The organism is Nocardioides campestrisoli (genome assembly GCF_013624435.2).
Lineage (GTDB): Bacteria > Actinomycetota > Actinomycetes > Propionibacteriales > Nocardioidaceae > Nocardioides > Nocardioides campestrisoli.
Genome location: NZ_CP061768.1, coordinates 1,597,515 through 1,622,156, shown reverse-complemented (window position 1 = coordinate 1,622,156; position 24,642 = coordinate 1,597,515). Strand labels below are relative to the sequence as shown.

Below are 24,642 nucleotides of genomic sequence, written 5' to 3'. Positions count from 1 at the left end.
GGGTGCTCGACCCTGACACCCCCGACGGGCTCGCTGCCGCCGAGCGGTCGCAGATCCTCCGGGACTCGCTCGGCGTTTCCCTCGCCACCGGCCTCTACGGCGTCTCGTTCGGGGCGATCTCGGTCGCCAGCGGACTGAGCGTGCTGCAGACCTGCGCCCTGTCGGCCCTGATGTTCACCGGCGCCTCCCAGTTCGCCATGGTCGGGGTGCTGGCCGGCGGCGGCAGCGCCTGGTCCGGCGCCGCGACCGCCGCCCTGCTCGGCACCCGGAACACGCTGTACGGCCTGCGTCTGGCACCCCTGCTGGGGTTGCGTGGCTGGCGCCGTCTGCTCGGCGCCCACGTGCTGATCGACGAGTCCACGGCGATGTCGGTCACGCGCGGCTCCCGCGCGGCCGCCCGGACCGGGTTCTGGGCCACCGGCGTGGGCATCTTCGTGCTGTGGAACCTGGCGACCCTGGTCGGAGCCGTGGCCGGCAACGCCCTGGGCGACCCCCGGACCTACGGCCTCGACGCGGCGGTCGGGGCAGCCTTCCTGGCGCTGCTGTGGCCCCGGCTCGACAACACCCGCAACCGCGTGGTGGCAGTGCTGGCCGCCGCGGTCGCCCTGGGCATGGTCCCGCTGACGCCGGCCGGCGTCCCGGTGCTGGCGGCCGCGGGCGTGGCGCTCCTGGTCGGCGCCCTCACGTCGTCGCCGGGCGACTCCCCGGCCATCCCGGACGAGGAGCGGTCATGACGTGGGCCGCGCTGATGGCCGGCTGCCTGGCCTGCTACCTGCTTAAGCTCGGAGGCCTCTCCTTCCCGCCGGCCGTGCTGGAGCACCCGGTGGTCGCCCGCACCGCCGACCTGATCCCGGTCGCCCTGCTGGCGGCCCTGGTCGCGGTGCAGGTGTTCGCCCAGGACGGCGAGCTGACGGTGGACGCCCGGGTGGCGGGTCTGGGCTTCGCGGTGGTGGCCCTGCTCCTGCGGGCGCCCTTCCTGGTGGTCGTCTTCGGGGCGGCCGTGGTCGCCGCCCTGGTCCGGCTCGCCTGAGCCCGTCGTCCGGCCTCAGCGAGGCAGGTCGAGGAAGTGCTCCAGCCCCACGGTGAGCCCAGGCCGGCCGCCGATCGCGCGCAGCCCGGCGAGCACGCCCGGGGTGAAGGAGGCGCGGTCCATCGAGTCGTGGCGGATCGTCAGGGTCTCGCCCAGCTCACCCAGGACCACCTCCTGGTGGGCGACCATGCCCCGGATCCTCAGCGCGTGCACCGGGACCCCGGCCACCACCGCGCCCCGGGCGCCCTCGAGAGACTGGCTGGTGGCGTCCGGCATCGGCGCCGACCCAGCGGCCTCGCGGGCCGCGGCGACCAGCTCAGCGGTACGACGTGCGGTGCCCGAGGGTGCGTCCGCCTTGTCCGGGTGGTGCAGCTCGACGATCTCCACCGAGTCGAAGAACGGCGCGGCCAGCGCGGCGAACCGCATCATCAAGATGGCCCCGATGGAGAAGTTGGGGGCCACCAGCACGCCTGAGCGCGGGCTCTCCCCCAGCCAGTCGCGCAGCGTGTCGAGCCGCTCCTGGTCGAAGCCGGTGGTGCCGACGACCGCGTCGATCCCGTGGTCGATGCAGAACCTCAGGTTCTCCATCACCACGTCGGGGTGGGTGAAGTCGACGACCGCGCGGGCCCCGCCGTCCACCAGGCCCTGGAGCGGGTCCCCGGCGTCGACCTCGGCCACCAGGGTGGTGTCCGGAGCCTCGGTCACCGCTCGGCACACCTCTCGGCCGACCTTCCCCCTGGCCCCGAGGACGCCGACGGGGATGGACTCTCGCTGCTCGCTCACGACGCCCAATCTAGCGGTCGAGCGGGCTCCTCCGGACGGGAGGGACGAGGCGTGGCTGACCGGGCTGGAGCCCCGGCTGGGACCGGGAGAGGGTGGCGGTGGCTGACGCGCTCGGCCGGGGGTGGCAGGCTGTTCCCATGGCATTGCAGACGATCCCGCCCCGTATCCGGTGGGCGGTGGACCTGATGGACGTCCAGCCGCACGACCAGGTGCTGGAGATCGGGTGCGGTCCCGGCGCGGGGGCGGAGCTGATCTGCGCGCGCCTGGAGACCGGCAAGCTGTTCGCGATCGACCGCTCCGAGTCCGGCGTCGACCGGACCAAGCGCCGCAACGCCAAGTACGTGGAGTCCGGGCGCCTCACCGTGCGCCAGATCGACCTCGCCACGCTGCGCGTCCCGGTCAAGCGCCTGACCAAGGTCTTCGCGTTCAACGTCAACCTGTTCTGGGTGCGGCCCTGCGAGGACGAGATCGCCCTGCTCCACGAGCGGGTCGTCCCGGGCGGGTCGGTCTTCCTGTTCTACGAGGCCAACCGCCCCGAGCTGGTGCCCAACATCGTCGAGAAGACCTCGGCGGCCCTGGCCGGCGGTGGGTTCCGGGTCTCGATCGTGGAGCAGAAGGCGCCGCCGGTGATCGGCATCATCGGGCGACGTTAGATCATCACCTGATGTCTTCCGTTCATCAGGTTATTACCTGATACTGGGAGACATGAGTGCTGACCCCGATGCCCAGGATCCCCGGGCCAGCCGACGCGCGCTCGTCCTGACCGTCGACCAGCGGGACAGCCGGACGAACCCCGACGCCGTCGGCCCGGTCCTACGACTCCTGGGCGAGGTGCCGGTGCTCCTCCCCTTCCAGCGCACGGCCGGCGACGAGTTCCAGGGGGTGCTCGAGGATCCGGCTGCCCTCCCCCGCGCCCTGGAGATCCTGCTGCGCGACGGGCGCTGGCACGTGGGCCTGGGTCTCGGCGACGTGGAGACCCCCCTCCCCGACGACACCCGGGAGGCGCGTGGCTCCGCCTTCCTGGCCGCCCGAGAGGCCGTCTCCTCGACCCGGACCGCTCCGTGGGCCCTGCGGGTGGTCGGCGAGTCACCGCTGGCCAGGCACCTGGAGTCCGCCTGCTGGCTCTGGGCCGCGGTCCTGGGCCGCAGGACCGCCAAGGGCTGGGAGGTCGCCGACCTGGTGGACGAGGGGAACTCCTACGAGGCCGCAGGGCGGCTCCTGGGCGTCTCCCAGTCGGCGGTCAGCCAGCGCGCCGCCGCGGCCGGCCTGGTGGAGTCGCGACGCGCCCGCGAGCTGGTCGGGTACCTCGCCGGCGCCTGGCTGGGTTCAGAATGACGACCGTGCCCCTGATCAGCTCGGTGACCACGAGCGGCTCCGTCGCCCTCCTGGCCCTCGTCGCAGCCCTCCTGGTGGCCGGCCTCGGCTGGCGGCTCCGCGGCAGTCCCTGGCTGGCCGGCGGACAGCTCGTGCTGCTGCTGGGCGTGGGCACGATCGCGGCGCTGCGTGAGCCCTTCGCCTCGTCGCCCACGGGCCTCCAGACGCTCGCGATCGCCCTGAGCGCCGTGCTCGCGGTGGGCGGTGGCGGTCCCGCGACCACCGCCGTCTTCCGGCTGGTCGACGGACCGGGCGCGGATCGCACCGGCTCCATGCGCCGCGCCGCCGAGGTGCTGCGCGGAGGCGCCTGGATCGGCGTCCTCGAACGCACGGCGATCTTCTCCGCGGTCGTGTCCGGCTGGCCCGAGGGGATCGCGATCAGCCTGGCCCTCAAGGGCCTCGGTCGCTATCCCGAGCTGCGCAACCAGGAACGCACCGGCATCGCGGAGCGCTTCCTGATCGGCACCTTCGTGAGCGTGCTCTGGGCGGCCGGCTGCGCCGGCACCGCCCTGCTGCTGATCGGCTGACCCCGGGCCTGGGCCCGGGCTCAGGCCCGGCCCTCAGGGGCCGACGACCGCGAGCACCTCGGGCTGGGTGAACAGCTCGGCGGCCAGCGCCCTGACCTCCGCCAGGGTGACCGCCTCGACCCGGGCCAGCACCTCGTCGATGCTCAGCAGCTCGCCGTAGACCAGCTCGGCCTTGCCCAGCCGGGACATCCGCGCGCCGCTGTCCTCGAGCCCCAGCACCAGCCCACCACGCAGCTGGCCCTTGCCACGGGCCAGCTCCTCGGCGGTGATCCCCTCGGCGGCCACCCGGGCCAGCTCGGCCCGCACCACCTCGAGGACCTCTTCGACCTTGGCCGGCAGGCAGCCGACCGAGACCCCGACCAGACCGGCGTCGTCGTGGTGGCTGCCGAAGGAGTAGACCGAGTAGGCCAGCCCTCGGCGTTCGCGCACCTCCTGGAAGAGCCGCGAGGACGTCCCTCCGCCCAGGGTGGTGTTGAGGATCCCCAGGACGTAGCGCCGGGGGTCGTTGCGGGTCAGCCCGCGCATCCCCAGGACCAGGTTGACCTGCTCCAGCTGCCGGTGCGCGGAGGCCGTGCCCGCCCGGACCCGGCGTGCCTTGGCGCCGGTGCGGGGGCGGGTCGGCGGCTCGTCCCCGACCAGGAAGTTGTTGCGCCCGAACGCGCGCCGGACCTGGCGGACCACCGAGGCGTGGTCGACGTTGCCGGCGACCGAGACGACCATGGTGGCCGGACGGTAGTGGCGCCTGTGGAAGCGGGCGATCTGCTCCCGGGTCAGGGCCGTGATCGACTCGACCGTGCCCGCGATGGGCCGGCCCAGGGGCGAGTCGCCCCAGGCCTGCTCGGCGAAGAGGTTGTGCACCACGTCGTCGGGGTCGTCGTCGTGCATCGCGATCTCGTCGAGGATCACCTCGCGCTCCGCCTCGACGTCCTCGGCGCTCAGCAGCGAGTTGGTGATCATGTCGCCCAGCACGTCGACGGCCAGCGGCAGGTCCTCGTCGAGGACCCGGGCGTGGAAGCAGGTGTACTCCTTGGCGGTGAAGGCGTTGAACTCCCCGCCGACCTCGTCCAGGGCCACCGAGATCTCCATCGCGGAGCGCTCCCGGGTGCCCTTGAAGAGCAGGTGCTCGAGGAAGTGCGAGCAGCCGTGCAGCGCCGGGGACTCGTCCCGGGAGCCGACCGCCACCCACACGCCGATGCTCGCCGACCGGACGCCGGCCATCTGCTCGGTGATCACGCGCAGGCCGCCCGGGAGCAGCGTACGGCGCACGCGGGAGGTCACCTGGCCCTCGGCGTCCTTGACGGTCTGCAGCGTGCGGGTCGAGCCGACCGGCTGAACCGGCAGCGACCAGGTGGTGGAGTGCTGGCCAACGACCGACCGGCCAGCAGAAACCTGCTGGCCGGTCGTCGTGGAGCTGGGTGAGGTCACTCGGACTCGGAGTCCTCGCCTGCCGTCTCGGAGCCGCTCTCGGCGCCCTCCTCGACGACGGGGATCAGCGACAGCTTGCCGCGGTCGTCGATCTCGGCGATCTGGACCTGGACCTTCTGGCCCACGCTGACCACGTCGTCGACGTTGTCGACCCGCTTGCCGCCGGCCAGGCCGCGCAGCTTGCTGATGTGCAGCAGGCCGTCCTTGCCGGGCATCAGCGAGACGAACGCACCGAAGTTGGTCGTCTTCACCACGGTGCCCAGGTAGCGCTCGCCGACCTCGGGCATCGTCGGGTTCGCGATCGCGTTGACCGCGGCCTTGGCAGCCTCGGCCGCCTCGCCGTTGGTCGCCCCGATGTACACGGTCCCGTCGTCCTCGATCGACAGGGTCGCGCCCGTGTCGTCCTGGATCTGGTTGATGACCTTGCCCTTCGGGCCGATGACCTCGCCGATCTTGTCGACCGGGACGCGGACGGTGATGATGCGCGGCGCGTGCACCGACATCTCCTCCGGAGCGTCGATGGCCTCGGCCATCACGTCGAGGATCGCGTGGCGGGCATCGCGCGCCTGCTTGAGCGCCGACCCGAGGACCTCGGCGGGGATGCCGTCGAGCTTGGTGTCGAGCTGGAGCGCGGTGACGAACTCCCGCGTGCCGGCGACCTTGAAGTCCATGTCGCCCATGGCGTCCTCGGCACCGAGGATGTCGGTCAGCGCGACGTACTCCGTCTTGCCGTCGACCTCACCGGAGATGAGACCCATCGCGATGCCCGCGACGGACGCCTTCAGCGGCACACCGGCCTGCAGCAGCGACAGGGTCGAGGCGCAGACCGAGCCCATCGAGGTGGAGCCGTTGGAGCCCATCGCCTCGGAGAGCTGCCGGATCGCGTAGGGGAACTCCTCGCGGGTGGGCAGCACCGGCAGGAGGGCACGGCGCGCGAGCGCACCGTGGCCGACCTCGCGCCGCTTGGGCGAGCCGACCCGACCGGTCTCACCGGTGGAGAACGGCGGGAAGACGTACTTGTGCATGTAGCGACGGTGCTTCTCCGGGGAGAGCGTGTCGAGCTGCTGCTCCATCTTGAGCATGTCCAGCGTGGTGACACCCATGATCTGGGTCTCGCCGCGCTCGAAGAGCGAGGAGCCGTGCACCCGGGGGATCAGGCCGACCTCGGCGTGCAGCGGGCGGATGTCGGCCAGGCCGCGTCCGTCCATGCGCACCTTGTCGCGCAGCACGCGCTCGCGCATGAGCGACTTGCTCAGCGAGCGGAAGGCTGCGCCGATCTCCTTCTCGCGACCCTCGAAGTCGCCGGCGATCTTCTCGAGCAGGGAGGCCTTGACGGCGTCGAGCCGCTCCTCGCGCTCCTGCTTGCCCGGGATCACCAGCGCGGCGGCGGTCTCGTCCTTGACCGCGGCCTCGACGGCGGCGTAGACGTCGTCCTCGTAGTCGAGGAAGACCGGGAAGTCCTGGACCGGCTTGGCGGCGGCCTTGGCCAGCTCGGCCTGGGCCTCGCACAGCTGCTTGATGAAGGGCTTCGCGGCGTCGAGGCCCTCGGCCACGACCTCCTCGGTCGGCGCCTGGGCGCCACCGGAGACCAGCGAGATGACCGACTCGGTCGCCTCGGCCTCGACCATCATGATCGCGACGTCACCGGTCTCGGTGACCCGGCCGGCCACGACCATGTCGAAGACGGCGTTCTCGAGCTGGCTGTGGCTGGGGAAGGCCACCCACTGGCCGTCGATCAGCGCCACGCGCACGCCACCGACCGGGCCGGAGAACGGCAGGCCGGAGAGCTGGGTGGAGATCGAGGCGGCGTTGATCGCCAGCACGTCGTAGGGCATGTCGGGGTCGAGCGACAGCACGGTGATGACGACCTGGACCTCGTTGCGCAGACCCTTCTTGAAGGTCGGGCGCAGCGGGCGGTCGATCAGGCGGCAGGTGAGGATCGCGTCCTCGCCGGGGCGTCCCTCGCTGCGGAAGAACGAGCCGGGGATCTGGCCCACGGCGTACATCCGCTCCTCGACGTCGATCGTCAGGGGGAAGAAGTCGAAGTGGTCCTTGGGCTGCTTGGACGCGGTGGTGGCCGAGAGCAGCATGGTCTCGTCGTCGAGGTAGGCCGTGACGGAGCCGGCGGCCTGACGGGCCAGCAGGCCGGTCTCGAACTTGACGGTGCGCTTGCCGAACTTGCCGTTGTCGAGAACGGTCTCGACTGCGGAGATGGTGGGTTCCACGTAGTGGTCCCTTCTGTTCGCGGAGCGCACCCGCGGACGACCAGCCCCGTGCGGGGCATGGGCCGGTCTTCGATCGAGGTCCGCAGGCCTGCGACCGGCTGGTCGCCTCCTGCGGGCCACTACCGAGGACCGAGCCTTGTCGGCGGGTCGCTCCTGAGTGGTGGGTGTTCAGTTGTGTCGTGGACGGCGTCCACGGGTTGCTACATCTTCAAATGTAGCGAGAAACGGCGAGAGGGCCCACTCGACACGAGTGGACCCTCCCCCACGTCAGCGACGGAGGCCGAGGCGCTCGACGATCGAGCGGTAACGGGCGATCTCCGTCTTCTGCAGGTAGTTGAGCAGCCGGCGACGCTGGCCGACGAGCAGCAGCAGACCACGACGGCTGTGGTGGTCGTGCTTGTGCGTCTTGAGGTGGTCGGTGAGGTGCGCGATGCGGTGCGAGAGCAGCGCGATCTGCACCTCGGGCGAACCGGTGTCGCCCTCGGTCGTGGCGTACTCGGCGATGATCTTCTTCTTGGTCTCCGCGTCAGTTCCGATCGACATGCGGGGCTCCCTTCGGTTCGTTGCGCGGCGCGCCGGGGCCTGTTCACCCGGGCACTACATGTCCGCGGCCGTTTCACGGCAACCGCAGCAGATTACCAAGGCCGGCACCGGGCACCCAATCGGCACTCAGCAGCCGCGCTCGACCGGGTTGAACGGCCCGGTGAGCAGCGCGCGCCGGTCGTAGGCGCCCTTCGGCGTCCTGGTGCGGCTGGCCTCGAGCCCGGGGAGCTGCGCCGCCGGCACCCTGGCCATCGGGAATCCTCCGACCGAGGGCCGGTCCTGGCCCAGGAAGGCCCGCGGGTCGGCCTGCGCCCGACCGTCGTCCTGGATCCGGCTGGGGACCGGGAAGACGTTGTCACCGGCGCCGATGGGCGTGCTCCAGGGGTAGTAGACCCGGAGGCTGTCCTGGGGCGTCCCGCCCTCGTCGTAGACGCACTCGGTCTGGCTGATCACCGAGATCGGCTGGCCTGTCTGGTCGAAGAGCTGGATCCCGACCAGAGGCTCGCCCTGCGCGTCATACGGGTAGACGTTGGAGACCCAACGACCGTTGGCGTACAGACCCGCCCTGTCGTGGATCTGGCCCTGTTCCGCGACGGCGTCCTGGTAACCCTGGGAGTACTCGTCCTCGGCCCACCCGTAGCCCCAGGTATCGAGGTCGTGCGGGGTCAGCACGCTGTCCACGGTCATCGGGACGCAGGCCAGGGCCAGCGTGTTCAGGCCCAGCAGGACCACGCGGCCGAGCAGCCCCGCGCGGCCCGGCCACAACCGCCCGCGGCCGATCTGAACGCTCACCAGCACCGCGACCGCGAGCAACGGCCAGCCCCAGCCCAGCAACGAGGGCACCGGGGAGAGGCCGAGGTTGTAGGACCCGCTCCCCCAGACCAGATCGACCAGCTGCAGTGCCACCCAGGCCCGTAGCACCCACCAGACCGGCCGCAGGGAGACCGCGAACGACCAGGGGTCGCCGGGGAGCCCATCGACCAGCGCCACCCACCGGGCCTGCGCGGAGTCGAGCAGCTGCTCGGCCCGCGGGGCCAGCGAGCGCGGCGACCTGGCCACACGCATCTCCGGGTCGAAGCCCGCGGCCGTGCGCAGCTCTCGCGCATACGCGCCAGGATCGTCGAGGGCACCCCCGTGCCCCTCGGCGAGCTGGTCGCTGAGGTCGGACTCCAGGCCCTCGGTCAGGTCCTGCTGGACGTCGTGCGGGAGGTCGGCGAGCAGGGCTCGCACCTGGGTGACGAACTGCGCCACGTCGGGGCGGGCCGGAAGCCTGGTCGTGTTCATGCGCTCACTCCGTGTGCCGGGGCGGACCCGTCCAGGATCCGGCCGAGGGTGGTGGCGAAGGTCCGCCAGTCGGTGCGCTCGCGCGCCAGCTGGTCACGCCCGGCGGGCGTGATCCCGTAGTACTTGCGGTGCGGTCCCTCGTCACTGGGGACGACGTAGGAGGTGAGGGCACCGGCGGCGTAGAGACGACGCAGCGTGCCGTAGACGGAGGCGTCGCCCACGTCCTCGAGCCCACCGGCGCGCAGTCGCCGCACGACGTCGTACCCGTAGCCGTCCTCGTCGTGGACCACGGCCAGCACGGCCAGGTCGAGCACTCCCTTGAGGAGCTGGGTGGTATCCATGGCCGCACAGTAGTGCGGATTGCGCACTACTGCGCAGAATGCTGGAACCTCCGCGTGTCGTACACACACGTCTGAGCCCGGACCGATGAACGGTCCGGGCTCAGCGTCGGGCTCTCAAGCAGTCGGCTCAGACGGCCGGGGGCGGCGGGTCCGCCTCCACGGTGCGCTGGGTGGTCGCCTGGCGTCCCTGGGCGTCGGTGGTGGTGGCCACCGTCGACTGGCGACGCCGGGTGTTCTGCTGGACCAGGCTCAGGATCAGCAGGCCCACTCCCGCCAGGGTGAGGATCCACCCCACCGTGCCGAGGTTGACCGGTCCTACCTGCTCCTCGCTGACCGCGAGGGAGAGAATCAGTCCCACCACGATCAGTCCGACGGCGCCTCCGTAGCCCATGACGTCCTCCATCTGGTTGTCCTCCGGGCACGCAACCGCGCCCTCACGGGGGCCGCGTACCCCTCCCCCGTGGCGACCATGCACCCCGGCGCCGGACCAGGTCCTGCGTCCGGTCCTGTGCCCGGTTCTGTGCGCGGCGCCCATGTCCCCGCCGACCCCGGGGTGTCACGATGCCCGGATGCTGCTCCCCTCCCGTTCCGCGACCCAGCCCCGGGACGGGATCCACCACGTCTCCTGCAATCTCTGCGAGGCGATCTGCGGCCTCCGGCTGACCATCGCCGACGGCGCGGTGACGGGCGTGCGCGGCGACCCCGCCGACCCGCTCTCCCGGGGTCACGTCTGCCCCAAGGGCGTCGCCATCGCCGACGTGCTCACCGACCCCGAGCGGCTCCGGCGGCCGGTGCGCCGTCGCGGGCCGGCGGACGACCCGCAGTGGGAGGAGCTGGGCTGGGACGAGGCGCTCGACCTGGTCGCCGACCGGCTGGCGGAGACCGTCGAGCGGCACGGACGGGACTCGCTCGCGGTCTATCTCGGCAACCCCAACGTGCACAGCCTGGGCTCGATGACCCACGGCACCGAGCTGGCCAAGGCGCTGCCCACCCGCAACCGGTTCAGCGCCACCTCGGTCGACCAGCTGCCCGCCCAGCTGGTGGCCTCCCTGATGTACGGCCACCAGCTGCTGCTCCCGGTGCCCGACCTCGACCGCACCGACCTCCTCCTGGCCTTCGGCTACAACCCGATGGCCTCGAACGGGTCGCTGATGACCGTCCCCGACTTCCCGGCCAGGCTCCGCGAGCTGCAGGGGCGCGGCGGGCGGCTCGTCGTCCTCGACCCGCGTCGCACCGAGACCGCGAAGGTGGCCGACCAGCACCTCTTCGTCCGCCCCGGCACCGACGTGCACGTGCTGCTGGCCATGGTGCACGTCCTGCTCGCCGAGGACCTGGCCACGCCGCCGCCGTACGTCGCCGGGCTGGACAAGGTGCGCGCGGCGGTGGCGGACCGGACGCCGGAGGCGGCCGAGGCGGCCAGCGGCGTGCCCGCCGAGACCATCCGCGCGCTGGTGCGCGAGCTCGCCGGCGCCGAGCGGGCCGCGGTGCACGGCCGGATCGGCGTCTCCACCACGGAGTTCGGCACCCTGGCGCAGTGGGCGATCCAGCTGCTCAACCTGCTCACCGGCAACCTGGACCGGGTCGGCGGGACGATGCTGACCAGTCCCGCGATCGACGTGGTGGGGCGCGGCCTGATCGGTCCCGGCCACCGCGGGGTGTGGCACAGCCGCGTCCGTGGGCTGCCCGAGACGGCCGGCGAGCTGCCCGTGGCCGCGTTGCGCGAGGAGATCGAGACCCCGGGCGAGGGGCAGGTGCGCGCACTGCTCACCATGAGCGGCAACCCGGTGCTCTCCACGCCGGACGGCGCAGGGCTGGACCGGGTGCTGCCGAGCCTGGACTTCATGGCCGCCATCGACTTCTACGTCAACGAGACGACCCGGCACGCGGACGTGATCCTGCCCCCGACCTCCCACCTCGAGCGGGACCACTACGACCTGGTCTTCCACGCCCTCGCCGTGCGCAACACCGCCCGCTTCTCCCCCGCCGTCTTCCGCAAGTCCTCCGACCAGCGCCACGACTGGCAGATCTACGCCGGCCTCGTCCGCCGCCTGGCCGCGCGCTCGCCGCGTCGGCTGCCGTGGCGGCGCCGTGCGGTCCGCTGGGCCCGGATGCGCACCTCACCGGCTCGGGTGGTCTCGATGCTGCTGCGCACGAGCAGGACAGGAGTGACCCTGCGTGCGCTGCGCCGGGCGCCCTCGGGGGTGGACCTGGGTCCGCTGCAGCCCGATCAGCTGCCGGGTCGGCTCCGGACCGGCGACGGTCTGGTGCAGGCGGCGCCCGAGCTGGTGCTGGCGGACCTGGACCGCCTGGGGTCCGCGAGGGCTCCCGAGCCCGGCACGCTGCTCCTGATCGGACGGCGTCACCAGCGCGACAACAACTCGTGGATGCACAACGCCCCTCGGCTGACCAAGGGACGAGCCCGGCACCACCTCCTCATGCACCCAGACGACCTGGCGAGCCGCGGGCTGACCGACCAGTCGCTGGTGCGGGTGACCTCCCGGGTCGGCGAGGTGGTGGTCGAGGTCAGCGCCTCGACCGACATGATGCCGGGCGTGGTCTCCCTCCCCCACGGCTACGGCCACGGCCGGCCCGGCACCGCGATGTCCACCGCCGCCCAGGTCCCGGGAGTCTCGGTCAACGACCTCACCGACCCGCTGCTGCTCGACGTCTCGGGCAACGCCGCCCTGAGCGGGGTACCGGTCACGGTGACCTGCCCCTGAGCCGGGCTCGGTACCCGGCTGTGCGGCTCAGGCGGCGACGCCCTCCAGCACGTCCAGCACCTCCGCGGGCGAGGCTGCGGCCCGGAGCCGCTCCACCTGCGCGGCGTCGACGAAGATCTCCGCGATCCGTGAGAGCAGCGCCAGGTGGTCGTCCCCGGCTCCGGCGATGGCGACCACGAACTCCGCCCGCTTCCCGTTCCAGTCCACGCCCTCGGGGTAGCGGACGAACGAGATCGCGGTGCGCCGGATCGCGGCCTTGGCCTCGTTGGTGCCGTGCGGGATGGCCAGTCCGTTGCCCATGTGGGTGGAGACCGACTCCTCCCGCTCGTGCATCGACTCGACGTACGACGGCTCCACCGCGCCGACCTCCACCAGGAGCTCGCCGGCCTCGGTGATCGCCTCGTCCCGGGTGGAGGCCCTGCCGCTGAGCACGATCGCGTCCTCGGAGAGGACCAGACCACCCGCCGGCTCCGGCGCCCCGCCCGACCCGGCACCAGCACCGGAATCAGCACCGGAATCAGCACCGGAATCAGCACCGGCAGCGGCGGACCCGGCACCGTTGCCCCGGGCGACCAGCTCGACGATCTCGTCGTAGCGCGGACTCGCCATGAAGCTGTCGACGGAGACGTGGATGGCGCTCGGTGACTTCTGGACCGCACGCTCGGTGAGGTCCTGGTGGGTGACAACGAGGTCCGGCTCGTCGGTCAGGTTGGCGATCGCCTGGTTCACCACGGTCACGTCGGTGAAGCCGGCGCCATGGATCTTGCGGCGCAGCACCGAGGCACCCATCGCCGAGGAGCCCATCCCGGCGTCGCAGGCGAAGACGATCGATCGGATCCGGCCCGCGGCATCGCCGGTCAGCACCGAGGAGGCGATCGACTGTCTGCCCTTCATCGACTCCATGCTGGCCGTCGCGGCGACCAGGTCGTCCTCGGCGGCGGCACGGTCGGTCTTCAGCAGCAGCGCGGCGACCAGGAACGTCATGGTCGCGGCGCCGACCACCGAGAGCGTGACGCCCAGGTAGCTGCCACTCGCGGCCACGGCGTACACCGCGAAGATCGATCCGGGAGCGGCCGGGGCACGCAGGCCCACGTCGAACAGGACGTTGATGAAGACGCCGGTCATGCCACCGGCGATCATCGCCAGGATCAGCTTCGGCTTCATCAGCACGTACGGGAAGTAGATCTCGTGGATGCCGCCGAAGAACTGGATGATCGCCGCGCCGGGCGCCGACGCCTTCGCCATCCCCCGTCCGAAGACCGAGTAGGCCAGCAGCAGGCCGAGACCGGGGCCGGGGTTGGCCTCGAGCAGGAAGAGGACCGACTTGCCCGTCTCGACGGCCTCGGCGGTGCCCAGAGGGGTGAGCACCCCGTGGTTGATCGCGTTGTTGAGGAACAGCACCTTGGCCGGCTCGATGATCACCGAGGTGAGCGGCAGCAGGTCGTTCTCGACCAGGAAGTCGACGCCCTTGCCGAGCTGATCGCTGATCCAGGTGACGATCGGACTCATCACGAAGAACCCGAAGGTGGCCAGCACTCCGCCCCAGATACCGGCGGCGAAGTTGTTGACCAGCATCTCGAACCCGGGCCGGATCCTGCCGTCCCAGAGGGCGTCGATCCGCTTCATGCTCCAGGCGCCCAGCGGGCCCATGATCATCGCGCCCATGAACATCGGGATGTCGGTGCCGGTGATCACGCCCATCGTGGCGATGGCACCCACCACGCCGCCGCGGGTGTCGTAGACCATGCGGCCGCCGGTGTAGCCGACGAGGACCGGCAGCAGGTAGGTGATCATCGGCCCGACGATCCCGCCGCCCGCGTAGTCGCCCCACCCGCCGATCTCGGCCACCCAGCTGTCGTTCGAGGTGCCGAGGCCCGCCTTGGTGAGCCAGCCGACGTCGATGAAGAGCGCAGTGATCAGTCCCCACGCGATGAAGGCGCCGATGTTCGGCATCACCATGTTGGACAGGAAGGTGCCGAACTTCTGCACCTGCACCCGGGCACCTGTGCCCGGCGTAGTGGTGGTCGTGGCCATCTGATCCTCCGACGATGACGTGGGCATGGTGACCTGAGTCACATCTTGGATCAGTAATACCGCAGACTCGGGCCTATTGCCAAGCATTCGGGCAGGTATTTGCGCCCGTTGGTGTGGCATTCCCCGCTTTGGGGGACTAGCGTGACGAAACCCGACCACCCCAGCAGGAGGAACACAGCGATGAAGGCACTGCGGTTCTACGCCCCCGAGGACGTCCGTCTCGAGGAGGTGCCCGAGCCCGTGTGCGGGCCTGCCCAGGTCAAGATCCGGGTGCGCAACTGCTCCACCTGCGGCACCGACGTGAAGATCCTCCACAACGGCCACCAGAACCTGACCCCGCCGCGGACCACCGGTCACGAGGTGGCCGGCGAGGTCGTCGAGGTGGGCTCCGAGGTCAACGCGACCTACGGCAGCTCCTGGCAGGCGGGCGACCGGGTGCAGGTCATCGCCGCGGTGCCCTGCGGGGAGTGCCACGAGTGCCGGAAGGGATGGATGGCGGTCTGCCAGAACCAGACCTCGGTCGGCTACCAGTACGACGGAGGCTTCGCGGAGTACATGATCGTGCCCGAGCAGGTGCTCAAGGTGGACGGGCTCAACCGGATCCCCGAGAACGTCGACTTCGACGAGGCCTCGGCCGCCGAGCCGTTCGCCTGCGCGATCAACGCCCAGGAGCTGATGGGGATCGAGGAGGGGGACACCGTCGTCGTCTTCGGTGCCGGCCCGATCGGCTGCATGCACATCCGGATCGCTCGCGGCGTGCACAAGGTGGGCCCGGTCTACCTGGTCGACGTGAACGCCGAGCGGCTGCGGATGTCGGCCGAGGCGGTCGCCCCGGACGAGGTCATCGACGCCTCCCAGGTCGACGTGGTCGAGCGGGTGATGGAGCTGACCGGCGGCCGCGGAGCCGACGTGGTGATCACCGCCACCGCCGCGAACGTCACCCAGGAGCAGGCCATCGCCATGGCCGCCCGCAACGGACGGATCTCCTTCTTCGGCGGACTGCCCAAGAGCAACCCGGTGATCAGCTGCGACTCCAACCTCGTGCACTACCGGCAGCTGCACATCCACGGCGCCAACGGCTCGGCGCCCGAGCACAACAAGCGAGCCCTCGAGTACATCTCCACCGGCCAGGTCCCGGTGAAGGACCTGATCACCCGCCGCCTCCCCCTGACCGACGTGCTCGAGGCGTTCAAGATCGTCGAGAACGGCGAGGCGATCAAGGTGACCGTCGAGCCCTGAGCCTCGCTCAGGCTTCCGCCAGCAGGTCCCGGACCGCCTGACGGGCCGCCATCGGGTCACTGGCCGCCAGCGCGACCTCGGCGGCGTGCTCGCAGGTCTCCATGTGGACCCGCGCCAGCTGCGCCCCCACCGGTCGCACCGCCCGGGCCGCCATGGAGAGCGAGGTGACCCCCATGCCCACCAGGCAGACGGCCAGCAGCGGGTCCGCGGCGGCCTCGCCGCAGACGCCCACCGGCTTGCGGGCGTTGCGGCCGGCCTCGGCGGTGATCGCGATCAGCTGCAGCACCGCGGGCTGCCACGGGTCGGTCAGGTGCGCCAGGTCGGTGGCCATCCGGTCCGCGGCCATCGCGTACTGGGTCAGGTCGTTGGTGCCGATGGAGAGGAAGTCGACGACCTCCAGCATCCGGTAGGCCAGCAGGGCCGCGCTCGGGATCTCGACCATCACCCCCGGCTTCAGGCCCCGAGGTCGGACCTTCGCGGCGAAGTCGGCGGCCTCGGCGACGGTGGCGACCATCGGCGCCATCACCCAGGTCTCCGTCCCGGTGCTCTCGGCGGCGAGCTGGATGCCGTCGAGCTGGTGATCCATCAGCCCGGGATTGTCGAAGGAGAGCCGGAGCCCGCGCACCCCGAGCGCCGGGTTCTCCTCCCCCTCGTGGGTGGCGAAGGCGATCGGCTTGTCCGACCCTGCGTCCAGGGTGCGCACGACGACGTGCCGACCGTCGGCGTAGGGGCGCAGCACCTCGGCGTAGATGGCCGCCTGCTCCTCGGCGTCCGGCTCGTCGCGCCGGTCCAGGAAGCACAGCTCGGTCCTGAACAGCCCGACGCCCTGCACCGGCTCCCCCGCCGCACTCTCGGCCGTGGTCCCGTCCGCCACGTTGGCGAGCAGCTTGACCGGCGTGCCGTCGGCGGTCTGTGCCGGCCCGCGCCACGCAGCCAGCGCCTCGCGGGCCACCCGGCTCGCCTCGACCCGGTCGGCGGCCGCCTGCTCGTCCACCCCGAGCTCGACCCGACCGCCCTCCCCGTCGACCACGACGAAGGCCCCGGCCGCCACCTCCAGTGCGCCGCGGCACCCGACCACGCAGGGGATGCCGAGCTGGCGGGCGATGATGGCGGTGTGGCTCGTCGGGCCGCCGCGCTCGGTGACGATCGCCAGCACGAGTGCGGGATCGAGCCCGGCGGTGTCGCTCGGCGCGAGGTCGGCAGCCAGCAGGACCGACGGGACCGAGGGCGTCGGGACGCCCGGCTCCGGCTCGCCGACCAGGTGGGCGACCAGTCGCCGTTCGATGTCGCGGAGGTCGGTGGCTCGTTCGGCCATCAGCCCGCCCATGCCGGTGAAGACCGACACGAACTGCTCGACGGCGGCACGCACCGCGGTGACCACGTCGCTGCCCTGGCCCAGTGCCTTGGCGACGGCGACGCGCAGGCCCTTGTCCCGGGTCAGCCCGGCGCTGGCCGCGAGCACCTCGGCCGCGGCCCCGTGCGCCGCGGCCGCCTTGCGGGCGAAGCCGTCGGCCACCTCGAGCACCGAGGCGTCGTACGCCGCCAGCGCGGCGTCCTCGTCGGCGAGGCCTCCGTCGCCGTACCGGGCGACGGCTTCCTCGGAGACCTCGTCGACCACCCTCAGCACGGGTCCGGCCACCACGCCAGGCACGACCGGTGTCCCTTGGAGGATGCGTGTGGCACGTGCTTCGACTGTGACCATGGTCACACGCTATTCCACAGGCTCCTTGACTTTCAACACATACGGTTATAAACCAACAGATACGCAGATCTACTGCGTGCCACGAGCAAGGAGCTGCATGTACGCCGAGGAACGCCAGCAGGCGATGGCCCAGCTGATCACCCAGGAGGGACGGCTCTCGGTCGTCCAGCTGGCTGACAAGTTCTCCGTCACCACCGAGACGGTACGCCGCGACCTCTCGGCCCTGGAGCGGATGGGGCTGGTACGTCGCGTGCACGGCGGGGCGGTGCCGTCGAGCTCGTTGGCGGTCATCGAGTCCGGCCTGGGCGAGCGCGACCTGGCCAACACCGCGGCCAAGGAGGCGATCGGCGCTGCCGCGCTCTCCCTGCTCCCCCCGCCCGGCTCCACCATCGTGCTGGATGCCGGCTCCACCACCGGGCGCTTCGCCGCCGTGCTGCCGCGCGAGCACCAGCTCCACGTCGTCACCCACGCCGTGCCGATCGCGGCACGACTCGCCGGCATGCCGCAGATCGACCTGCACCTGCTGCCCGGCCACGTCCGGCCGACCACCCAGGCGGCGGTCGGCACCGCGACCGTGGCGGCGCTCGAGGACCTGCGCGCCGACGTGGTCTTCCTCGCCACCAACGGCCTGACCCCCGAGCACGGCCTGACCACCCCGGACCGGGACGAGGCGGCCACCAAGCGCGCCATCGTCGCGGCCGGGCGCCGCAGCGTGCTGCTCGCCGACTCCAGCAAGATCGGGGTGGAGTCCACCATCCGGTTCGCCAGGCTCGACCAGCTCGACGTCCTGGTCACCGACGCCGACATCTCCCGGACCGCACGCGACGAGATCGAGGCAGCAGGCGTCGAGGTCGTGGTGGCGTGATCCTGACCCTGACCCCCAACCCGAGCGTGGACCGCACGGTCACGCTCGCGGGCGAGCTGGCTCGCGGTCAGGTGCAGCGCGTCGAGTCCATCATCGACCAGGGCGGCGGGAAGGGCGTGAACATCTCCCGCGCCTCCATCAGCGCCCTGATCCCCAGCATCGCGGTGGTCCCGGCCGAGCGTGACGACCCGTTCGTGATCGAGCTGCTCTCCGCGGGGATCGACTGTCGTCCGGTGCGGCCGGCGGGTCCGATCCGGATGAACATCGCCGTCACCGAGCCCGACGGCACCACCACCAAGCTCAACTCCCCCGGCGCCACCGTGGGGCCCGAGCACCTGGCGGCGATGGCTGACGCGGTCCTGGTCCGGGCCGGCTCGAGCGCCTGGACGGTGCTCGCCGGGTCTCTGCCCACCGGTGCGCCGGCCGGCTTCTACGCCGATCTGGTCGCCCGGCTGCGCGGGTCCGGGACGAAGGTCGCGGTCGACACCAGCGACGAGCCGCTCGCGGCCCTGGTCGCCGCGCTGCCCGACTCGGCACCGGACCTGATGAAGCCGAACGGACACGAGCTCGCCTCCCTCACCGGCGGCGACGGCGACCTGATCGAGTCGGATCCGTGCGAGGCGGCCGCGCTCGCCGCGACGCTGGTCAAGCAGGGCGTCGCAGCCGTCCTGGTCACCCTGGGCGCCAACGGAGCGGTGCTGGTGACCCCCGCGGGCGCCTGGCACGCCGTGCCGCCGCCCACCACCGTCGTCAGCACCGTGGGGGCAGGCGACTCCAGTCTCTTCGGCTACGTCCTGGGCGAGGTGCGCGGCCTGGGCGAGCCCGAGCGGCTGGCGCTCGCGGTCGCGTACGGCAGCGCCGCGGCCGGTCTGCCCGGCACCACGATCCCGGCGCCCGACCAGGTGCGGCCGGACCTCGTCCGGGTGACCGCGCTCGAAGGCCTGCCCTGACGAGGAGCTCACCACCGCCGGGACCTCCCCCGCACATCCGCCCACCACCTCGAGGAGCGCCATGCCCAGCAAGTCCGTAGCCGTCGGTTCCTCCGTCGGCCTGCACGCCCGTCCTGCCGCCATCATCGCCGCGGCAGCCGAGGACCTCGGCTCGGCCGTCACGATCAACGGCGTCGACTCCAGCTCGTCCCTGATGCTGATGACCCTGGGGGCGAAGCTCGGCGACACCGTCGAGGTGGCCGGGGACGACCAGTCGGCCGTCGACAAGATCGCCTCGCTGGTCGAGCAGGACCTCGACGCCTGAGGCCCGGAGGGTCAGACGCCCAGGACCTCGTGGGCCCGGCGTACGTCGTCGTGCATCGTCGCGATCAGGGCCTCGATCCCCTCGAAGGCGACCATCCCCCGGAGCCGCTCGACGAACGCCACCTCGACCTCGACGCCGTAGAGCTCCAGGTCGTCACGGTCCAGCACGTAGGACTCCACCCGCCGGGCGCGCTCGCCGGCGAACGTGGGGTTCGTGCCGACCGAGATCGCCGCCGGGAACCGCTCGCCGGTGTCCTGCCGGGTGAGCCAACCGGCGTACACCCCGTCGGCGGGGGCGGCCTCCTCGGCGCGGGTCGGCACGTTCGCGGTCGGGAAGCCCAGCTCACGACCACGCTGATCGCCGCGGACGACGGTGCCGCGCACGGTGTGCAGCCGGCCCAGCGCCTCGGCCGCGCCGGCCACGTCGCCGGTCGCGAGGCAGTGCCGCACGTAGGTGGAGCTCCACACCTGAGGGCCGCCGTCCAGGGCCACCCCCTCGGTCTCGAAACCGTGGCGTCGACCTTCCTCGGCCAACAGTGCGACGTCGCCCGCCGCCTTGTGCCCGAAGCGGAAGTTGGCGCCGACCACCACGGCCCGGGCTCCCAGCGCGTCCACGATGATCCGCTCGACGAAGGTCTCCGGGCTCCAGCCCGCGACCTCGCGGTCGAAGGGGACCACCAGCAGCCCGTCCACCCTGGACTGCGCCAGGAGGTCCGCGCGGCTGGGGATCGAGGTGAGCGTGGGCGGGGCGTGCTCGGGGCGGAGCACCGCCATCGGGTGGGGGTCGAACGTGACCGCCACGACCTGCTCGACGCCCAGCCGCTCGGCGGCGGCCCGGGCCCGCTGCAGGACGTGCTGGTGCCCGCGATGCACCCCGTCGAAGTTGCCGATGGTCACCACGGTGGGTCCCAGGTCTGCTGGGACCTCTTCGACCGAACGCCAGATCTGCACGGGTCGCATGCTACGGCGTGGCTCAGCCGACGAAGACGGCGACGGGTCGTGCCCGCCCACCGGTCCCCGCGTAGAGGGCCAGGAACTCGCCGTCGGGAGCGAAGAGCGCGTGCTCGCCCTCGGCCGGCAGCTCCAGGTCGAGGGCGCGGCCGTAGCGGACCTCCTGCGCCTGGGACTCGGTCAGGTCGACCGCGGGGAAGGACGCGCGGGCGGCCTGCGCGATCGGCACCAGCGTCGTCTCGGCCTCGAGCTCTTCGAGCGTGCGAGCCTGCGCGAGGTCGAAGGGACCGACGGCCGTGCGCCGCAGCGCCGTCAGGTGCCCGCCCACGCCCAGCGCCTGCCCGAGGTCCCGTGCGATCGCCCGTACGTAGGTGCCGCTCGAGCAGCGCATCCTGATCCGCACCTGCGGCAGCGCCACCTCGACGACGTCGAGCTCGTGCACGGTCACCCGGCGCGACTTCAGCACGACGTCCTCACCCGCCCGCACGCGCTCGTAGGCACGGCGGCCGTCGACCTTGATCGCGGAGACCGCCGTCGGCACCTGGTCGATCTCGCCGACGAAGCGGGCGAGCTCGCGACGCACCGCCTCCTCGGTGACCCCCGAGACGTCGTGGTCGGCGACCACCTCGCCCTCGGCGTCGTCGGTGGTGGTCGAGCGCCCCAGCAGGATCGTGGCGTCGTAGGCCTTCTCGGTCAGCATCAGGTGCCCCAGGAGGCGGGTCGCCCTGCCCACGCCGAGCACCAGCACGCCGGTGGCCATCGGGTCCAGCGTCCCGGCGTGACCGACCTTGCGGGTCCCCGCCAGGCGCCGTACCCGGGCCACCACGCCGTGCGAGGTCAGACCGCCGGGCTTGTCGACCACGACCAGCCCGTGCGGGGCGACCGGACCGGGTCCGGTCGCCGCCGCAGGGGCCGAAGGAGCGGAGTCGCTCACTCGTCGTCGTCCGCGTCGGGCTCCTCGTCGTCCGGACGCGGCTTGCGGTAGGGGTCCTCGTCGGAGGCGTACGTCGCGCCCGCACGCTGTGCGGCCACCGCCTCGTCGCTCGCCCGGGCCTGCGCGAGGACCTCGTCCAGGTGCCTGGCCGTCTCCGGCAGGGCGTCCCGGATGAACTCCAGGGTGGGGACCAGTCGCATCCCCAGCTGCTTGCCGACCTCGGACCGGATCAGGCCCTTGGCCGACTCGAGCGCGGCCGCCGAGCTCTCGACCTCGGTCTCCTCGCCCAGCGCGGTCCAGAAGACCGACGCGTGCTGGCTGTCGCCGGAGACCCGGACGTCGGTGACGGTCACGAACCCGAGCCGCGGGTCCTTGATCTTGCGCTCCAGCATCTCCGCCACGATCACGTGGATCCGGTCGGCGATCTTGCGCACCCGTGGGTTTGCCATGTTCCTACCTTCGTCAAAATGTCGAGTCGGCGCCAGCATGCACTGCACTGGCGCCGACCCGAACGGGGGGTGTATCAGGCGCGCGGGATCTCGCGCATCTCGAAGGACTCCACGATGTCGCCGATCTTGATGTCCTGGAAGTTCTTCAGCACCAGACCACACTCGAAGCCCTCGCGGACCTCCGAGGCGTCGTCCTTCTCGCGCTTGAGCGAGGCGAGGTCCAGGTTGTCCGCCACGACCTTGCCGTCGCGGAGCACACGAACCTTGGCGTTGCGCCGGACGGTGCCCGACGTGACCATGCAGCCCGCGATGTTGCCGGCCTTGGACGAGCGGAAGATCTCGCGGATCTCCGCCTGACCGAGGGTGGCCTCTTCGTACTCCGGCTTGAGCATGCCCTTGAGCGCCGCCTCGATCTCCTCGATCGCCTGGTAGATGACCGAGTAGTAGCGAATCTCGACACCTTCCTTCTCGGCCATCTGCGCCGCCTTGCCCTGGGGCTTGACGTTGAAGCCGATGATGATGGCGTCGGAGGCAGCGGCCAGGTCGACGTTGGTCTCGGTGATCGCACCGACACCGCGGTCGATGACCCGCAGGGTGACCTCGTCGCCGACGTCGATCTGGGCCAGCGAGTCCTCGAGCGCCTCGACCGAGCCGGACACGTCGCCCTTGAGGATGAGGTTGAGCTCCTGGCTCTCGCCCTTCTCCATGGAGGCCATGAAGTCCTCGAGGGTGCGGCGGACCCGGCGCTTGGCCTGCATCGCGGCCCGCTCGCGGGCCTCGCGCTTCTCGGCGATCTGGCGGGCCATCCGGTCGTCCTCGACCACGATGAAGTTCTGACCCGCACCCGGCACGGCGCTGAGACCCAGCACCATGGCCGGACGCGACGGGTCGGCCTCGGTGATCTCGTCGCCGAACTCGTCGAGCATGGCCCGGACCCGGCCGTGCGCCGGACCGGCGACGATCGAGTCGCCGACCCGCAGCGTGCCGCGCTGGACCAGGATCGTGGCGACCGGGCCGCGACCGCGGTCCAGGTGCGCCTCGACCACGAGGCCCTGAGCGTCCTGCCTCGGGTTGGCCCGCAGGTCGAGCGAGGCGTCCGCGGTGAGCACGACCGCCTCGAGCAGCTTGTCCAGGTTGAGCTCGGACTTGGCCGAGACGTCGACGAACATGGTGTCGCCGCCGTACTCCTCGGGGATCAGGCCGTACTCGGTCAGCTGGCCACGGACCTTGGTCGGGTCGGCGTCCGGCTTGTCGATCTTGTTGACCGCGACCACGATCGGCACGTGCGCCGCCTTGGCGTGGTTGAGCGCCTCGACCGTCTGCGGCATCACGCCGTCGTCGGCCGCGACCACCAGGATCGCGATGTCGGTCGCCTGGGCACCACGGGCACGCATGGCCGTGAAGGCCTCGTGACCCGGGGTGTCGATGAAGGTGATCCGTCGTTCCTGGCCGTCCACGTCGGTGTGCACCTGGTACGCACCGATGTGCTGGGTGATCCCGCCGGCCTCCTTGGCGCCCACGTTGGCGTTGCGCAGCGCGTCGAGCAGCTTGGTCTTTCCGTGGTCGACGTGACCCATGACGGTCACGACCGGCGGACGGACCACCAGGTCGGACTCGTCGCCCTCGTCGGAGCCGAACTCCAGGTCGAAGGACTCCAGCAGCTCGCGGTCCTCGTCCTCGGGAGAGACGACCTCGACGTTGTAGTTGAGCTCCTCGCCGAGCAGCTGCAGGGTCTCGTCGCCCACCGACTGGGTGGCCGTGACCATCTCGCCGAGCGAGAAGAGCATCTGCACCAGCGCGGCGGCGTCGACGTTGATCCGCTCCGCGAAGTCCGTCAGGGACGCCCCGCGGGGCAGCCGGACCGTCTCGCCGTCGCCCTTGCGGACCCGCACGCCCCCGATGGTGGGAGCCTGCATCGCCTCGAACTCCTGGCGACGAGCGCGCTTCGACTTGCGGCCACGACGCGACGGACCGCCGGGGCGACCGAAGGCACCCTGGGTCTGACCGCGCTGACCGGGACGGCCGCCACCGGGGCGGCCACCGCCCGAGGGGCCGAAGCCACCGGGGCGACCGGGAGCACCCGCGCCGGCACCAGCACCGGCACCGGGACGACCGGGAGCACCGCGACCCGGGCCGCCGGGGCGACCCGCGCCGGGCCCACCGGGACGGCCGGGACCGCCCGCAGGGCCTCGCCCGAAGGAGGACGGGGACTTGGGCATCATCGCCGGGTTCGGACGGGGCATCCCCGGCCGGCCCGCCGGAGCGCCACCCTCACGAGCGGCCGGCGGACGCGGCGGACGGTTGTCGTCGCCGGCTGCCGGAGCCGCGCCGGGAGCGGGCGCGGCAGGACGCCGGCCCATGCCCTGGCTGGGCGCGAACGGGTTGTTGCCCGGACGCGGGCTGCCGGGACGCCCGACCGGGCGCGGGGCCGGAGCCGACGGCTTGGCCGACGGCTTGGACGGCGTCGCGGGCTTGGGCGAGGCTGCAGCCGCGGGAGCGGCCGGGGCCTCGGGGGCGGCCGGAGCCGGCTCCGGGGCCGGCTTGGCCTTCGGGCCGGGCTTCGGGCCGGGACGGGGGGCGCTGGGCGCGTCGGCCTTCGCCGCGGCGGGCGCCTGCGGTGCCGCAGGCTCTGCCGGGGCCGCGGGAGCGGACTCGACCGGGGCCGCCGGAGCGGCCGGGGCGGACTCGGCGGGAGCCGGCGCGGGGGCGGGCTTCCTGGCCGGACCGGGCTTCGCGGACGGCGTGGGGGCGGCCGGGCTCTCGGCCGCCGGGGCAGCAGCGCCAGCAGCCTTCAGCTGGTCGCCGAACTGCTTCTTGAAGCGCATCTCGACCGGGGGCTCGACCGTCGACGATGCCGACTTGACGAACTCCCCCATCTCCTTGAGCTTCTCGAGAACGAACTTGCTCTCGACTCCGAACTCCTTGGCGAGTTCGTGGACTCGGGTCTTGGCCACGTTAGAACG

23 protein-coding genes are annotated in these 24,642 nt (G+C 72.0%); 10 read left to right on the top strand and 13 right to left on the bottom strand.

Annotated features, from left to right (window positions below; all coding sequences use genetic code 11):
• The first annotated feature begins 2 nt into the window (after positions 1-2).
• Positions 3-734, top strand: coding sequence for an AzlC family ABC transporter permease (locus H8838_RS07780; protein ID WP_185994950.1), 732 nt, complete (start codon positions 3-5; stop codon positions 732-734).
• Positions 731-1,030: an AzlD domain-containing protein gene (locus H8838_RS07775; RefSeq protein WP_185994951.1), complete on the top strand. Its 300-nt coding sequence runs from the start codon at positions 731-733 to the stop codon at positions 1,028-1,030. The genes H8838_RS07780 and H8838_RS07775 overlap by 4 nt, the downstream gene beginning before the upstream one ends.
• Before the next feature lie 15 nt (positions 1,031-1,045).
• Here H8838_RS07775 and dapB read toward each other — a convergent pair whose 3' ends face one another.
• Entirely contained in the window at positions 1,046-1,813 is a 768-nt protein-coding gene (dapB, locus tag H8838_RS07770; RefSeq protein WP_224766452.1) for a 4-hydroxy-tetrahydrodipicolinate reductase, read from the bottom strand.
• A 137-nt stretch (positions 1,814-1,950) separates the two neighbouring features.
• Here dapB and H8838_RS07765 point away from each other — a divergent pair, with 137 nt between their 5' ends.
• From H8838_RS07765 to H8838_RS07755, 3 genes are read left to right on the top strand one after another with little or no spacing between them, the layout of a single operon-like run.
• The gene (locus H8838_RS07765; RefSeq protein WP_181310565.1) at positions 1,951-2,466 is read left to right on the top strand and encodes a class I SAM-dependent methyltransferase; all 516 of its coding nucleotides are present in this window, start codon (positions 1,951-1,953) and stop codon (positions 2,464-2,466) included.
• A 52-nt stretch (positions 2,467-2,518) separates the two neighbouring features.
• The gene (locus H8838_RS07760) at positions 2,519-3,148 is read left to right on the top strand and encodes a transposase (RefSeq protein WP_181310564.1); all 630 of its coding nucleotides are present in this window, start codon (positions 2,519-2,521) and stop codon (positions 3,146-3,148) included.
• 5 nt (positions 3,149-3,153) lie between these two features.
• The gene (locus tag H8838_RS07755) at positions 3,154-3,714 is read left to right on the top strand and encodes a hypothetical protein (protein ID WP_397181991.1); all 561 of its coding nucleotides are present in this window, start codon (positions 3,154-3,156) and stop codon (positions 3,712-3,714) included.
• A gap of 33 nt (positions 3,715-3,747) precedes the next feature.
• On the opposite strand, the gene H8838_RS07750 is transcribed toward H8838_RS07755, so the two are convergent.
• The 6 genes from H8838_RS07750 to H8838_RS07725 all read right to left on the bottom strand — a co-directional run bounded on the left by H8838_RS07750 (position 3,748) and on the right by H8838_RS07725 (position 9,935).
• Positions 3,748-5,139 carry a M16 family metallopeptidase gene (locus tag H8838_RS07750; protein WP_185994954.1) on the bottom strand — a complete coding sequence of 464 codons (1,392 nt, stop codon included), beginning with the start codon at positions 5,137-5,139 and terminating at the stop codon, positions 3,748-3,750.
• Entirely contained in the window at positions 5,136-7,364 is a 2,229-nt protein-coding gene (locus tag H8838_RS07745) for a polyribonucleotide nucleotidyltransferase (protein ID WP_185994955.1), read from the bottom strand. The genes H8838_RS07750 and H8838_RS07745 overlap by 4 nt, the downstream gene beginning before the upstream one ends.
• Positions 7,365-7,631: 267 nt before the next feature.
• Complete coding sequence (gene rpsO, locus H8838_RS07740) at positions 7,632-7,907, bottom strand: 30S ribosomal protein S15 (protein ID WP_085871618.1); 276 nt, start codon at positions 7,905-7,907, stop codon at positions 7,632-7,634.
• A gap of 126 nt (positions 7,908-8,033) precedes the next feature.
• Positions 8,034-9,191: a hypothetical protein gene (locus H8838_RS07735; RefSeq protein WP_185994956.1), complete on the bottom strand. Its 1,158-nt coding sequence runs from the start codon at positions 9,189-9,191 to the stop codon at positions 8,034-8,036.
• On the bottom strand, positions 9,188-9,532 hold the full coding sequence (locus H8838_RS07730; RefSeq protein WP_181310559.1) for a PadR family transcriptional regulator: 345 nt from the start codon (positions 9,530-9,532) through the stop codon (positions 9,188-9,190). The genes H8838_RS07735 and H8838_RS07730 overlap by 4 nt, the downstream gene beginning before the upstream one ends.
• A 127-nt stretch (positions 9,533-9,659) precedes the next feature.
• On the bottom strand, positions 9,660-9,935 hold the full coding sequence (locus H8838_RS07725) for a DUF6458 family protein (RefSeq protein ID WP_181310558.1): 276 nt from the start codon (positions 9,933-9,935) through the stop codon (positions 9,660-9,662).
• A 166-nt stretch (positions 9,936-10,101) separates the two neighbouring features.
• Between H8838_RS07725 and H8838_RS07720 the strand changes: the two genes are divergently transcribed.
• A complete protein-coding gene (locus H8838_RS07720) occupies positions 10,102-12,252 on the top strand; it encodes a molybdopterin-dependent oxidoreductase (RefSeq protein WP_185994957.1) in 2,151 nt (716 codons plus the stop codon).
• Between the two features lie 27 nt (positions 12,253-12,279).
• Here the strand turns inward: H8838_RS07720 and H8838_RS07715 are convergent, their stop codons facing one another.
• Entirely contained in the window at positions 12,280-14,286 is a 2,007-nt protein-coding gene (locus tag H8838_RS07715; protein ID WP_185994958.1) for a PTS mannitol transporter subunit IICBA, read from the bottom strand.
• 180 nt (positions 14,287-14,466) lie between these two features.
• On the opposite strand from H8838_RS07715, the gene H8838_RS07710 reads away from it, so the two are divergent.
• Positions 14,467-15,525 carry a zinc-dependent dehydrogenase gene (locus H8838_RS07710; RefSeq protein WP_181310555.1) on the top strand — a complete coding sequence of 353 codons (1,059 nt, stop codon included), beginning with the start codon at positions 14,467-14,469 and terminating at the stop codon, positions 15,523-15,525.
• Between the two features lie 7 nt (positions 15,526-15,532).
• Here the strand turns inward: H8838_RS07710 and H8838_RS07705 are convergent, their stop codons facing one another.
• Positions 15,533-17,227 (bottom strand): phosphoenolpyruvate--protein phosphotransferase, encoded by a 1,695-nt coding sequence (locus H8838_RS07705; RefSeq protein WP_185994959.1) that lies wholly within the window; start codon positions 17,225-17,227, stop codon positions 15,533-15,535.
• Between the two features lie 97 nt (positions 17,228-17,324).
• Between H8838_RS07705 and H8838_RS07700 the strand changes: the two genes are divergently transcribed.
• From H8838_RS07700 to H8838_RS07690, 3 genes are all read left to right on the top strand, one after another.
• Positions 17,325-18,092, top strand: a complete 768-nt coding sequence (locus tag H8838_RS07700) for a DeoR/GlpR family DNA-binding transcription regulator (RefSeq protein WP_185994960.1) — start codon at positions 17,325-17,327, stop codon at positions 18,090-18,092.
• Positions 18,089-19,042 carry a 1-phosphofructokinase family hexose kinase gene (locus tag H8838_RS07695; protein ID WP_185994961.1) on the top strand — a complete coding sequence of 318 codons (954 nt, stop codon included), beginning with the start codon at positions 18,089-18,091 and terminating at the stop codon, positions 19,040-19,042. The genes H8838_RS07700 and H8838_RS07695 overlap by 4 nt, the downstream gene beginning before the upstream one ends.
• A gap of 61 nt (positions 19,043-19,103) precedes the next feature.
• Positions 19,104-19,346: an HPr family phosphocarrier protein gene (locus tag H8838_RS07690; RefSeq protein WP_181310551.1), complete on the top strand. Its 243-nt coding sequence runs from the start codon at positions 19,104-19,106 to the stop codon at positions 19,344-19,346.
• A gap of 11 nt (positions 19,347-19,357) precedes the next feature.
• Here the strand turns inward: H8838_RS07690 and H8838_RS07685 are convergent, their stop codons facing one another.
• The 4 genes from H8838_RS07685 to infB all read right to left on the bottom strand — a co-directional run bounded on the left by H8838_RS07685 (position 19,358) and on the right by infB (position 24,633).
• Positions 19,358-20,296, bottom strand: a complete 939-nt coding sequence (locus tag H8838_RS07685) for a bifunctional riboflavin kinase/FAD synthetase (protein WP_185994962.1) — start codon at positions 20,294-20,296, stop codon at positions 19,358-19,360.
• Positions 20,297-20,318: 22 nt separating this feature from the next.
• Positions 20,319-21,230, bottom strand: coding sequence for a tRNA pseudouridine(55) synthase TruB (gene truB, locus H8838_RS07680; RefSeq protein WP_185994963.1), 912 nt, complete (start codon positions 21,228-21,230; stop codon positions 20,319-20,321).
• On the bottom strand, positions 21,227-21,679 hold the full coding sequence (rbfA, locus tag H8838_RS07675; protein WP_181310548.1) for a 30S ribosome-binding factor RbfA: 453 nt from the start codon (positions 21,677-21,679) through the stop codon (positions 21,227-21,229). Before rbfA ends, truB begins: the two co-directional genes overlap by 4 nt.
• A 74-nt stretch (positions 21,680-21,753) precedes the next feature.
• Positions 21,754-24,633 carry a translation initiation factor IF-2 gene (infB, locus tag H8838_RS07670; protein ID WP_181310547.1) on the bottom strand — a complete coding sequence of 960 codons (2,880 nt, stop codon included), beginning with the start codon at positions 24,631-24,633 and terminating at the stop codon, positions 21,754-21,756.
• Positions 24,634-24,642: the final 9 nt, after the last annotated feature.

Coding starts and splice junctions, on each gene's coding strand:
- H8838_RS07775 (WP_185994951.1), top strand. CDS start 731: ATGACGTGGGCCGCGCTGATGGCCGGCTGCCTGGCCTGCTACCTGCTT.
- H8838_RS07765 (WP_181310565.1), top strand. CDS start 1,951: ATGGCATTGCAGACGATCCCGCCCCGTATCCGGTGGGCGGTGGACCTG.
- H8838_RS07760 (WP_181310564.1), top strand. CDS start 2,519: ATGAGTGCTGACCCCGATGCCCAGGATCCCCGGGCCAGCCGACGCGCG.
- rpsO (WP_085871618.1), bottom strand. CDS start 7,907: ATGTCGATCGGAACTGACGCGGAGACCAAGAAGAAGATCATCGCCGAG.
- H8838_RS07735 (WP_185994956.1), bottom strand. CDS start 9,191: ATGAACACGACCAGGCTTCCGGCCCGCCCCGACGTGGCGCAGTTCGTC.
- H8838_RS07730 (WP_181310559.1), bottom strand. CDS start 9,532: ATGGATACCACCCAGCTCCTCAAGGGAGTGCTCGACCTGGCCGTGCTG.
- H8838_RS07725 (WP_181310558.1), bottom strand. CDS start 9,935: ATGGAGGACGTCATGGGCTACGGAGGCGCCGTCGGACTGATCGTGGTG.
- H8838_RS07720 (WP_185994957.1), top strand. CDS start 10,102: ATGCTGCTCCCCTCCCGTTCCGCGACCCAGCCCCGGGACGGGATCCAC.
- H8838_RS07715 (WP_185994958.1), bottom strand. CDS start 14,286: ATGGCCACGACCACCACTACGCCGGGCACAGGTGCCCGGGTGCAGGTG.
- H8838_RS07710 (WP_181310555.1), top strand. CDS start 14,467: ATGAAGGCACTGCGGTTCTACGCCCCCGAGGACGTCCGTCTCGAGGAG.
- H8838_RS07705 (WP_185994959.1), bottom strand. CDS start 17,227: ATGGTCACAGTCGAAGCACGTGCCACACGCATCCTCCAAGGGACACCG.
- H8838_RS07700 (WP_185994960.1), top strand. CDS start 17,325: ATGTACGCCGAGGAACGCCAGCAGGCGATGGCCCAGCTGATCACCCAG.
- H8838_RS07690 (WP_181310551.1), top strand. CDS start 19,104: ATGCCCAGCAAGTCCGTAGCCGTCGGTTCCTCCGTCGGCCTGCACGCC.
- rbfA (WP_181310548.1), bottom strand. CDS start 21,679: ATGGCAAACCCACGGGTGCGCAAGATCGCCGACCGGATCCACGTGATC.